This is a genomic window from Paenibacillus sp. GCM10027629 (assembly GCF_042676425.1).
GTDB classification, from domain to species: domain Bacteria; phylum Bacillota; class Bacilli; order Paenibacillales; family Paenibacillaceae; genus Paenibacillus_K; species Paenibacillus_K terrigena.
Map to the genome: position 1 here is coordinate 763,863 of NZ_JBHTGZ010000009.1, position 11,593 is coordinate 775,455.

12 protein-coding genes and 1 pseudogene are annotated in these 11,593 nt (G+C 39.8%); 8 read left to right on the forward strand and 5 right to left on the reverse strand.

Annotated elements, in window-relative coordinates:
* Window positions 1-208: 208 nt before the first annotated feature.
* From ACFQZR_RS13010 to ACFQZR_RS13020, 3 genes and pseudogenes are all read left to right on the forward strand, one after another.
* Window positions 209-1,000 carry a polysaccharide deacetylase family protein gene (locus tag ACFQZR_RS13010; protein ID WP_379348828.1) on the forward strand — a complete coding sequence of 264 codons (792 nt, stop codon included), beginning with the start codon at window positions 209-211 and terminating at the stop codon, window positions 998-1,000.
* 29 nt (window positions 1,001-1,029) lie between these two features.
* On the forward strand, window positions 1,030-1,710 hold the full coding sequence (locus tag ACFQZR_RS13015) for an N-acetylmuramoyl-L-alanine amidase family protein (RefSeq protein ID WP_379346427.1): 681 nt from the start codon (window positions 1,030-1,032) through the stop codon (window positions 1,708-1,710).
* A gap of 86 nt (window positions 1,711-1,796) precedes the next feature.
* Window positions 1,797-2,467, forward strand: a pseudogene (locus ACFQZR_RS13020) (DUF421 domain-containing protein).
* Between the two features lie 82 nt (window positions 2,468-2,549).
* Here ACFQZR_RS13020 and ACFQZR_RS13025 read toward each other — a convergent pair.
* On the reverse strand, window positions 2,550-2,756 hold the full coding sequence (locus tag ACFQZR_RS13025) for a DUF1657 domain-containing protein (protein WP_379346429.1): 207 nt from the start codon (window positions 2,754-2,756) through the stop codon (window positions 2,550-2,552).
* A gap of 176 nt (window positions 2,757-2,932) precedes the next feature.
* Between ACFQZR_RS13025 and ACFQZR_RS13030 the strand changes: the two genes are divergently transcribed.
* Complete coding sequence (locus ACFQZR_RS13030; protein WP_379346431.1) at window positions 2,933-3,916, forward strand: polysaccharide deacetylase family protein; 984 nt, start codon at window positions 2,933-2,935, stop codon at window positions 3,914-3,916.
* 56 nt (window positions 3,917-3,972) lie between these two features.
* Here the strand turns inward: ACFQZR_RS13030 and ACFQZR_RS13035 are convergent, their stop codons facing one another.
* The 3 genes from ACFQZR_RS13035 to ACFQZR_RS13045 form a co-directional block, all read right to left on the reverse strand.
* Window positions 3,973-4,602, reverse strand: a complete 630-nt coding sequence (locus ACFQZR_RS13035) for a L,D-transpeptidase family protein (RefSeq protein ID WP_379348831.1) — start codon at window positions 4,600-4,602, stop codon at window positions 3,973-3,975.
* Between the two features lie 382 nt (window positions 4,603-4,984).
* Window positions 4,985-5,329, reverse strand: coding sequence for a hypothetical protein (locus ACFQZR_RS13040; protein WP_379346433.1), 345 nt, complete (start codon window positions 5,327-5,329; stop codon window positions 4,985-4,987).
* 214 nt (window positions 5,330-5,543) lie between these two features.
* A complete protein-coding gene (locus ACFQZR_RS13045; RefSeq protein WP_379346435.1) occupies window positions 5,544-5,654 on the reverse strand; it encodes a YjcZ family sporulation protein in 111 nt (36 codons plus the stop codon).
* 226 nt (window positions 5,655-5,880) lie between these two features.
* Between ACFQZR_RS13045 and ACFQZR_RS13050 the strand changes: the two genes are divergently transcribed.
* The 3 genes from ACFQZR_RS13050 to ACFQZR_RS13060 are packed head-to-tail and all read left to right on the forward strand — an operon-like array spanning window position 5,881 to window position 9,564.
* Window positions 5,881-7,350 (forward strand): spore germination protein, encoded by a 1,470-nt coding sequence (locus tag ACFQZR_RS13050; RefSeq protein WP_379348833.1) that lies wholly within the window; start codon window positions 5,881-5,883, stop codon window positions 7,348-7,350.
* Window positions 7,331-8,416: a GerAB/ArcD/ProY family transporter gene (locus tag ACFQZR_RS13055; RefSeq protein WP_379346437.1), complete on the forward strand. Its 1,086-nt coding sequence runs from the start codon at window positions 7,331-7,333 to the stop codon at window positions 8,414-8,416. Before ACFQZR_RS13050 ends, ACFQZR_RS13055 begins: the two co-directional genes overlap by 20 nt.
* A 5-nt stretch (window positions 8,417-8,421) precedes the next feature.
* The gene (locus ACFQZR_RS13060) at window positions 8,422-9,564 is read left to right on the forward strand and encodes a Ger(x)C family spore germination protein (protein WP_379346439.1); all 1,143 of its coding nucleotides are present in this window, start codon (window positions 8,422-8,424) and stop codon (window positions 9,562-9,564) included.
* A 23-nt stretch (window positions 9,565-9,587) separates the two neighbouring features.
* Here ACFQZR_RS13060 and ACFQZR_RS13065 read toward each other — a convergent pair whose 3' ends face one another.
* Entirely contained in the window at window positions 9,588-10,439 is an 852-nt protein-coding gene (locus ACFQZR_RS13065; protein WP_379346441.1) for an alkaline phosphatase family protein, read from the reverse strand.
* 287 nt (window positions 10,440-10,726) lie between these two features.
* Between ACFQZR_RS13065 and ACFQZR_RS13070 the strand changes: the two genes are divergently transcribed.
* Window positions 10,727-11,587 carry a COG4705 family protein gene (locus tag ACFQZR_RS13070; protein WP_379346443.1) on the forward strand — a complete coding sequence of 287 codons (861 nt, stop codon included), beginning with the start codon at window positions 10,727-10,729 and terminating at the stop codon, window positions 11,585-11,587.
* Window positions 11,588-11,593 lie beyond the last annotated feature (6 nt).

Consider the following 11,593-nt stretch of genomic DNA (forward strand, 5'->3'; position numbering starts at 1 on the left):
ATTTTATTTTTAGTACAAAAAGGATTAAACAAATACCGCCGCTTCTAGGCGGTATTTGTTTTGTTTCTGATTAAAATCTTTATTTTATATTAATGGCATCTGCATCTTTTCTTTATTTCAATCTAGTAAGCTATCTTCTGTGAGAGGAGATAGATTGCATATGACACCACGAAGTAACTTTGATCTATATCGACATGAAACAAGTTTGATGAGATCGAAAAGAAGGAGATTCATCATTCTGGTTTCAACTTTTCTAATCGTTTTGGCTACAACTATTTTTTTGATATCTCAATCTAGAACGACATTTTCACCTGAAGAGATAATCGAACCACAAAATAGAGTACCCGTGGATACGAGTAAAAAAGAAGATCGTGATGTGGAAACACAAGGGAAAGTCGTTTATTTAACGTTTGACGACGGTCCAAGTAAATTAACAGCTGAATTTCTAGACTTATTGAAAGAGCATGACATCAAGGCAACTTTTTTTATGCAAGGAAGTCAATTGCAGCGTACTCAATTTCAAAGTGATGTGAGACGAGCGGTACAAGAAGGACATTATGTTGGGGCGCACAGCATAACGCATCAATATAAAAAACTATATCAAGAAAAACAATTTGTCCCTGAAATGCATGAAACACTGTCTCTTATCCATGACATTACAGGTGAAAAACCTCATTTGGTAAGACCACCGTATGGATCGGTACCAGGCTTAGCTAGTAAACAAATCCGAGATCAAATCGCAGAAGCTGGGATCAAATTATGGGATTGGACGATTGATTCAAATGATTGGAGGCATAAGGATCAGCCTAATGAAATTGTCGAAAACATCAAGAGAAGCACAAAATCGAATCTAGAAGTCGTACTCATGCATGAGAAACCTCAAACATTAGAGGCGCTTCCGGACATAATCAACTTTTATAAGCAGGAAGAGTACAAATTCGCTGTATATGATGAGTCTGAGCATGTCCAAATGAATTTCCTGAAGGATGATCGACTGTAGATGAAAGATATAGAAGAGAGGAACCGTTGATGAAAAAGAAAAGGAATACCATTTTGTTAGGAGGATTATTCTTGATAATCTATATAACTTATGTCATGGGAGCTAACTATATTAGCAATGCAGATGATAGTTTAAGTAGCAAGAGTGAAAGTACGACCAAACCAGGTTTCAAAATCGTGATTGATCCTGGACATGGGGGACAAGATCCCGGGGCGAAAGGTACCAGTGGTCAATATGAAAAAGATTTTACGTTGCAGCTAGCACGAAAGGTGAAAGAACTTGCAGAGAGAGAAACACAGTTACAGATATTTTTGACAAGAACCGATGATCGCACTATTTCTTCGATTGATAGAGAAAGACCTAAATTTGCTAATCATCTTGGCGCGGATTTATTTATATCGATTCATGGAAACACGTATACAGACCCGAGTGTTTTCGGAACAGAAACATTCTATTATCGTGAGGAATCCCTTCCTTTTGCGACGATTATGCATAAAAATCTATTGAATGCGACCGGATCAAAGGATCGGGGTGTGAAAAAGGAAGCCTTTTTCGTTGTGAAAGATACAGTGATGCCAGCAGTTTTATTGGAGGTAGGTTATTTAACAAATCCAAATGAAGAGCAAAAAATGTGGAAGGATGATTATCAATATCGCGTGGCCACATCCATTATAGAAGGGATTAATGAATATCTTAATGTAAGTAAATAGTGCAAGTTATTGAATTATAAATGATCACTTTCCTGGGAATAGATAATGCGGATACCTAATTGGATTCGATTGGAGATATTAGCAGGATGAAATTCCTTCATTTAACATACGAACTTGTGTTAGGTTTTTTTCTTCTTTTTATTATTGTTAAGATCGTCGGTCGAAAGATCATTACCCAAGTTACTCCTTTCACTTTTATCACGGCCATCGTAATCGGAGAAATCCTTGGGAATGCATTATATGACTCTAGAGTTGGGGTTATGGAAATTATCTATTCCATGTCCTTGTGGGGATTTTTACTACTCATTGTTGAATATATTGGGCAGAAATCTTTATGGTTTCGGGGTTTTGTTGAAGGTAAACCAGCTGCACTTATTAAAGATGGGATATTAGATCGGCATGAGTTGAAAAAAAATCGGATGAATTTAAATCAATTACAAAGTTTACTTCGGCAGAGTGAAACCTTTTCGATTAGGGAGGTCGCATATTGCTATTTAGAACCGAATGGTTCGATCAGCATACTTAAGAAGGCGAAGTATCAAAAAACAACATTGGAGGATTTCAATCTTACAGGTAAATCGGTTAATGTCCCTGTTACTCTTATTCGCGATGGGGAAGTATTGTGGGATGAGGTCAAAGACTTAGGTTTTAATGAATTATGGTTAAAGGAGCAGCTTTTATCACAACGTGTTTCAAAATACGAAGATGTTCTTATAGCCGAGTGGTTGGCGGGGATGGGCTTTTCATTCAGACCTAATCTCCATCTCTTCAACCTCATGCTTATCACTCAACTTAAAAAATCTCGATTCGTTTGCGAATCGAGATCCATTTATCTACAATTAAAACCCCTTAAATTGCGGTTCTTCATTTTCCAATTGCTGTACTCGAGATGAGACTTGGTCTACAATGCTTTGTGTTGTTTTTGCCGCGTTCTCGAACATGTTTTTAGCTTCTTGGTTTTGCGTCTCAAGAGCAAATGATTCTAGACAAGCTTGTGCGCTTTTCAAGCTGGTTAAGGTTGTTTTCACTTGTGATCCGACTGTCACTACATCCACCTCCTTTTGCACATACCACACTAATTTATCCTTTTTAGAGGAATATATTCTTTTTGGTAGCAATCCTCTTTTGTTTGCATTTTTGGTTTGTGGAAATAGTTATTTGAATTATCCACCTAAAACAGACAAATACTAGTTGTCGTAAATGATACGGAGTGGAGGATATTATGAAAATTAAGAAAAAGCTTATATTGCTAATGATGATTGTCACTATTGTTCTCGCATGCTTACCCATTGCAGTGCAAGCATCGATAGCTAAAATCAAGCCAGAACCTAAACCAAGGACTGAATTATTAACCCAAATTAGAGAGGAAGCCCCAAAACGATTTATTCCTCCCATAAACGCACGATTGGATCATGTATGGTACGCGATTCCCGGTTATAACGGACTTGAAGTCGATGTAGAGAAGACTTATGAGCTAGCCCAACATCATTCAAATTCGCCTATACGGTACGTAAGTCGAGAAGTCGTCCCGGCGATTAATCTTCATGATCTGGGGCCTAATCCGATTTATCGAGGGAATCCTAATAAACGTATGGCTTCATTAATGATAAATGTAGCATGGGGAGATGAGTTCATTCCCAAGATATTAGACGTATTAGAAAAAGAACAAGTCCGTGCTACCTTTTTCTTTGATGGCTCATGGTTAAGCAAGCATATTGATACGGCCAAAATTATCGCTGGAAAGGGACACGAGTTGTCTAATCATGCTTATTCACATAAGAATATGAGTCAACTCAGTAAGGCGCAAGCATTAAAAGAAATTGAGAAGACAGAGGACTTGTTAAGAAATCAACTTGGTGTAAACAACAAGTTATTTGCACCCCCATCAGGAGACTATTCGAAGGAAACAGTTAAAATTGCAGACGCTTTACATTTAAAAACGATATTATGGACGGTCGATACAGTGGATTGGAGACATCCAAGTCCTGATTCAATTATTAGTAAAATAGCTAAACACGTTGAATCAGGTTCATTAATTTTAATGCATCCTACGAATTCATCGAGCAGAGCATTAAAAGGAATGATTCAAGAAATTAAACGAAAAGGGCTAATCCTTAATACAGTCAGTGAGGTAATATCAACCCAAAGAACTCCGGATGCCAGTCCTTTAATTTTGGGTGAGCCTGTCCTAAGAAATCCAGTCTAAAATGTACAAAAGTAGTCAAATTCCTGGAAGGGAACTTGGCTACTTTTTTTGTTTTGCTACTCTAATAATCCAAGTTCTTCGTAAACCTTCATCGAGATAACCCCGTCTTGCATCAATTTATGATCCCGCTGAAATTGTTTTACGGCTATGGTTGTATCCGAACGAAATTTCCCATTACAAACGCCTAGAAAATATCCGGCACTTTTTAGACGAGATTGGACCAGTTGTACGTCTCCACCTACGTCTCCTTCTGCCAATACCCTCGGATCATGATTACTGTCGCCCAGAACATGCCCATAAATCGTTACTTTGGTTCCAACGGGGACCATCTCAAATAATTCAATGACATCGTTGTTGCGCATACGAATACAACCGTGACTCTGATGCTGTCCGATGGAAGAGGGCCTATTGGTTCCATGAATGCCGTAAATACCCCAAGGTACGTTTAATCCGAGCCAGCGAGGTCCAAAAGAAGGGCCCCAGTCCTTTCCTTTATAAATAATCTGGTATTCTCCAACAGGTGAAGGCGTTAATGGATTACCGACAGCTACGGTATATGTTTTGATGATTTGCCCTTGCGCACGTACGATCAGCTTGTGCCGTTGAGGATATACTTCAATGGAAAAGAATCCTTGGTCAGCGACAATCGGCAACGAAGGATCTGCAAATGTGCGATGGTGATTCATTCCGCCTGCGATAAGAATCATCACAACCATGAAAACGAAAATGGGTCTAGCCATTAATGATCACCCAAAAAACATATGCCGGCGCGATTTTCCTGGGGTTGTCTAGCCCCTGTTTGAAATCGTTCCTCTTCGTTCAATACAGTTAGTGTAGGATCATTTAGCATATAAGTAACTCCTTTGATTTCTGATGGAATGGTAAATATATAATATCCAGGAAATAAATAATATCAAATGAAGTTTGCTCAGAAAGAGGTCATGTTATGTATTGAAATGGGTGGTCTATAGAAATTCTGGAAGTAGGCATATATCAAGATCCAAGCAAAGCGAATGGAATTATAAAAATAGACGGGAACCAAGTAATCCCGTCTTTCACGTGCAAGAATTAGCGCGCATTCAGCGTTCTTTTTCCTTTCAATTTGCGATTTGCATTCCTGTAGCCACTTGGTTGATATTTAGTTCTATTCTTTTTGTGTTTTACGTTTTGTACCATGGCTTTAGGTCCCATGAAAGAGCTAAACAATTGAAATGTAGGAACCATTTGCTTGTACAATCCATACGCTTGTTGGAGCTGTCCAACAATTGTCATAAATCCATCCATTCCACCTATTCGTTCAAAGGTTGACATAGGTTGACTAGAAATTGGCTGAGATTGGGATTCATCATCCGGATATAGGGGAAAATCACTATCAGAAGCTGGATATCTTTTGGAGATATCTTTTTTTTCCATCAATGATCACCTTTCTTACCTAGAATAATATTCAAAATGTAATATGAGATATCCTAGTATATTCCGGATATTTCTCGTCGGTATAGTTACATAACTAAAGTGTATTTGATAAATCGTAGAATTTTATTAGTTCCCATAAGAAACCAAACAACCGTTCCCCGGAAGATTACCGAGAAACGGTTAGCAGCTTCAAAAAGTACTTAATCGATGTTAATTAGTTAAAAAAACAACTACAAGAGACAATAACTAACAAGATGAACAATACTAGGATTGTTCCAGTGCTTGTAAAACGACCACGAATATCGGACATTTCAACACCTCCCATTATTAAGTACAGGTTATGTTATGACAGGTGACAACACTTTGTTTGTGTGATCGTTACTAGATACTTGGCTAATAATTATCCTATAGATAGGGTAAGGGGTATTCTTTGGAATAATGTCGGTTTCAATGGTTAAAATAACTAAAATTGGAATTCGGCAGGGTGGAATAACATGAAGGATGTGTTAAGTAAATTCTTTTCGAACAACCGGGCAGAAGAAAAACCTCATATGAAAATAAGTGTGTATTCTTCTTTAGATCAAAATATGGAATATATTAAAAATCAGCTCTTTCATGCAAGTGACTTGAAGTGGCGAAGCATTAGCTTTAATCAATCTAAGGGCCTCATTGTTTTTCTAGAATCCTTGGCGGATCTACAGAAAATTCACCAAGAGGTCATCAAGCCTCTAGAGGGAAAAAGTCATGGAAACGTGGATAAAGTCGTGACTTCTGTGGACATTACGAAAAACTCGGTTCTGAGCGAGGTGCCTCACGCCTTAATTCAAGGGAATTGTGTATTGTTATTTGAAGGTTCAACAGAAGTTTTTATTGTCGATGTAGCTGCAGTGAATATTCGAAATATTTCGGAGCCAGTGAACGAAGGGGTTATTCGCGGCGCGCATGATGGTTTTATAGAGCACCTCATGACGAATCTTTATCTGGTTCGGAAGCGCGTCGAGAATCCGAATCTGGTCGTTCGTTATTATCAGACCGGAAAGGAAACCAAAACAAAACTGGCTCTGCTCTATATGCAGGATCTGGCGAATCCGGATCTGATCAAAGAAGTAGATCAAAGAATCGCTTCCATTTCGTTGGACATGACACTTGCGCCAGGATTCATTGCCGAAATGATGGAAGATAACCCTTCTTCTATATTTCCACAAATCTTACTTACAGAAAGACCGGATCGGACGGCAGCTCATCTCATGGAAGGCCGTGTCGTTATTTTAGCAGATGGAGACCCGTCTGCGCTGATTTTACCGGTGACTTTCTTTGCCTTTTATCAAAGCCCTGACGATTATCACAGCAGGTGGATTGCCGGATCGTTTGTTCGTCTGATTCGATTGGTGAGCTTTATCATCGCATCGCTCATACCTGCTTTATATATCGCGGTTATTGGCTTTCACCCTGAAATTCTTCCTGAAAATTTGATTTTTTCCGTGAAGAGCAGTATAGACAAGGTTCCATTTCCGCCTATCGTGGAGGCTCTTATTATGCAGATTACCTTAGAAGTACTGCGTGAAGCAGGGGTTCGTCTGCCGAGCCGGGTAGGTCAAACCATCGGTATTGTTGGCGGTTTGGTCATTGGCGAATCAGTCGTACGTGCAGGATTGATATCCTATCCTATGGTTATCGTCGTCGCCTTAACGGCTATTTCCTCTTTTGTCGCACCGTCTAATGAGATAAGTACAGCAACTCGCATTCTGGGCTTTCCGCTCATGATCCTGGCTGCGTTGTTTGGTTTGATCGGGATTACGTTCGGCATGTTATTCATCTTGATTCACTTATGTAAATTAGAGTGCCTTGGTACACCCTATTTTGCACCTGTCATGCCTCTTCGAATGAAAGATATGAAGGATACATTTGTGCGTTTTCCGATATGGAGTCTGAATCAACGCCCTCATGATCCGCATCCCCAAAAGTATGTTCAAGAAAGAAATTCAAGAGGGTGGGAACAGGATGATTCCGGAAAAGAGTAAAATTACGCAAGGTCAGCTCATGTTTTTTATCATACAGTCTCAAGTGGGGGTTGGTATTTTAACGCTTCCTCATAAATTGCAAGAAAGCGCCAAGGGAGGAGGGTGGATTTCTGTCCTCATCGCAGGATTGGCCGTACAAATTATTATCTTGATTCTATGGGCTCTTTGCAGACGATTTCCTTCCGATACGATATACGGTTTCTTGCCGAAGATTACCGGGAAGTTTCTTGGGAATCTGCTTTGCTTTCTTTATATTGGCTATTTTCTGTTTTCTGCAGGAACGGTTCTAGCCAAGTTTGCCGATGTCGTGGGAAGGTGGGTGCTGCTAGCAACACCTAGATGGGCATTATTAATTCTCGCCCTTCTCACTTGTATGTACTTGGCTAAAGAAAACCTTCGGGTGATTGCCAGGCTGTTCGTTATCTCTTCATTAACGATCATTGTAATGGTGGCATTATCCTTATGTGGTTATGTCAATGCGAATTTCAGTTATATTTTTCCTATAACCGAAGCGGGATGGGGGAATATCATCAAATCTGCGAATGAGGCATTATTTCCTTTAGTAGGTTATGAAGCTATATTGGTGCTTTATCCTTTCGTTGAAGGGAAGAGCGGCGGAAAATTAAAGGCAGCTTCTTTCGGTAATATGATGATTACACTTTTCTACACCTTTGAGGTGTTTACCAGTTTAGTCATTTTCAGCCCGGCGGTCATGCCCGCGGTTTCAGAACCTCTCCTCTACATGCTGAAAGGTTTTTCTTTTCAGATCATCCAGCGGATCGACTTGATCTTTTTGTCGTTATGGGTTTTTGTCGTTAGCAATGCTATGGTTTCTTGGATATATATGGCAACGGTTGGGTTGGGCCGCTTCTTTCACCGGGGCGAACATAAAAAGGCCGTCCCCTATACTATATGCATACTCTTTATTCTGGCTATGATTGCGCAAGAACCATCGGTCACTGACTTCTATGATCAAGCAATTAAGGTTTCTCATTATACATTTGTGGTTGGACTTCCTCTGATCTTGCTTTGTTTCGCGTATTTTATGAGAAAAAGGGGGACGTAAGTCTGATGAAAAGGATCTGCTTTTTATGTGTGATTATGTCTCTCCTCTTATTTATAGCTGGTTGCTGGGATCAAGATCTATTAAAGGATGCTCGTCTGATCTATGGTGGGGGATATGATCCCGCGCCGAATGGTAAGCTTCGGGTCACCTTTGTCATCCGGGACGTGCCATCAGGCGAACAACAGAGTCCTAAAAACGATATTATAACGACAGAGGGCAATACGCCAAGGGATGCCCGCGATCATGCAGATGATCAGGTATCACGGCATATTCGTACTTATAAAAATCGGTTTATTCTCATTGGAGAAGAACTGGCCAAACAAGATATTTATCCAGTCCTCGAAGTGTTCTACCGTGATCCGAAGAGTTCTTTAAACGCCAGAATCGGAGTGGCCCAAGGGACAGCGGAAGATATACTTTCCCTTAAGAAAGTAGGGAATGTCTTGATCGCAGAAGAAATTGATGAATTAATCAAGAGCAAAGAAGAGACGACAACCGTTCCCAAGGTGACACTTGAAAAGATCTACCCTGTGATGTTGGACCCCGGGGAAGATTTTGTTCTTCCTTACCTGATGGAACAAGGGGCTCGTGTGAATGTTTCTCGTATTGCCATGTTTCATAACAATAAGTTAACAGGCACACTGAGTCCTGATGAATCAACAATGTACTTATTGTTGAAAGGCAACAAGGGGAAAGTGACGAGATTCACCCAAAATATGAGCATTAAAGGGGAAATGAGTACTACAGAGGAGAACCCTCAAATCAGGTATGACTTTCTGACCTTTAATGTAGACAAGTTAAAGCAAAAAATGAAAGTAAAGGTTCAATCGGGCGATCAAATTACGGTTCATTTGAAATTAAAAATGAAAGTGAGTGTAATTGAGTATCCGAAAGATCGCTTAGAAAAGAAACAAGTGGTCGCAGAATTAAATAAGGATCTTTCGAAAAAGATGACTGATCTGGCTCAAAAAACTCTTGAGCACATGCAAAAAGCCCGCTGCGACGGGTTAGGTATCGCCAGACAACTGATGGCGTTCCATCCACGCGTTTGGAAAAAGCAGAAAGAAGAATGGGGCAGCAACTACCAAAAAGTGCATTTTACCCCAGTGGTACAAGTGGAAATTACGAAGCAAGGGATTATTAATTGACATAACCAGAAAATTTTCAAACATTACTTTTTCCACGCGTTTGAAATGGCATGCACTTTCGCGCTTTCTCCCAAGGCTGATACATGATAGATGTCCTCGATTGTTCGGAGCACATGATAATGATTTATGGATTCCGAATACTTACCAGGTTTAACCATAGGACCAACAAATATCGTCGGAATCCGGTTAGCTTTTGAGAAATCATCCTCATCCCACGTCACGATGAGGAGACTCCGATGTGTCTTAGCCCATGCGACATAGGAGCTCAGGTTTTCTTTTAACCACTGATTCGCTTGTTGAATGGTTCCGTCGTGCATATCATTCTGATGGTTCGGGATGACGAAAGAAACCGTTGGCAGCTTGCTAAAATCTTTCGGAAATGCGGTGAAAGGCTGATTCAAACTCGCAGGAACATTGTTAAATTGGACCCACGGATTATGCTTACGCGCATAGCCGCCAGAAGAACATCCGGTGTATCCAGCTCTTGGCATATCTTCCGAGTAACCTTTGAAGGTAAGTTTCTTCTGAATCAGCTTACTTGCTAAATTCCCGGTTGAAAAAGACTTTCCGCACCGATCATCTTTGATCCCCTGGGTTGAGCCTGAGAAAAGTGCCAAATAATTCGGTTGACTCGGATGCGTAATTCCATGCGAATTGGTGAATAATGCCCCATTCTTGATCAGTTGGTTAAAATAGGGTGCTTTCTTACTCCCCACAATCTGGTTATAAGAGTGATTCTCTTCAACGACCACCACGATATGATCGATGGTTGGCATATGGGTATTCGCCGGAATTACTGCTGTTGCTGCTGCTTGTGCACTTGATTCATTAACCAAGAGAACAATTAACGTACAAGCGAATGATAGAGATAGCATTTTTTTAAAAATTTTTACGTCGAATTTCAAGTGTTCCACCTCACGATGTTGTAAGTTGACTATGTATTCCTAAGCTATATACTAGGATACCTTCAGTATAGAGGGGGAATATTAATATTAGATGAGAAAATTCGGTCATGGAAGGCAAACCATGGATTTTCTTTTTTTGTTTGCTTCATTGTGCATTTCACAGCAAATTTTCATTTTGGCTTACTATACTCAGATCAGCTCGTACAAATTTGAGAGGGAGGATTAATCATGAATCAATCATTAGGAGGTATAAATTAATGAGCACAGCCCCCAAAACTATCAGTACATCAATCAACAAGATTCCTCAATTAACACTGTTGTTCTGGATTATGAAAATCGCTGCAACAACGTTAGGGGAAACTGGAAGTGATTTAGTTACAATCCCTGGGTCAGAAGATAATTATTTGATACCGTTTTTATTTTTTATCGGTGTATTTGCAGTCTTTTTAACCATTCAATTGTTCGTAAAGAAATATGTACCTGTTGTTTATTGGGTTGTCATCACAGCAACAAGTCTAGCGGGTACAGCTTTTTCTGACTACATGGATCGTTCATTAGGTTTAGGGTATATGAAAGGCTCTGCTATATTACTCAGCTTACTGATTATCATTTTTGTATTTTGGTATTTTACAGAGCCATCATTAGATGTCAAACATATAGCTACAAAACGAGTTGAGGTTCTTTATTGGATTGCTATTTTAGTGTCTAATACACTAGGTACAGCGGCAGGAGATTTCTTATCGCATAAGGCTGAAGGCGTTGGGAAATTAGCCGGTGGAGGAAGTTTTCTAGAAGAAGGTTTAGGACTTACGATTGCTCAAGGAGCCATGATAACAGGTGGTCTAATTTTATTAGTTCTTTTAGCGTATTGGTTTAGTAATATTAATCGTGTCGTTTTATTCTGGTTAGCATTCATCTTGACTCGTCCTTTTGGAGCGACATTTGGTGATTACTTGATTAAGCCTCATGAAAAAGGTGGACTAGGTTTAGAGAATGGTACTGTGATCGCCTCTGCCATTTTACTAGGTATCCTTGTAGTCTGTATTATTATTCAGTACGCAACACAGAAAAAAGCGGGTACCGCATCTGACCTCATGAATAAAGGTTTAGCTTCTTAACGACAT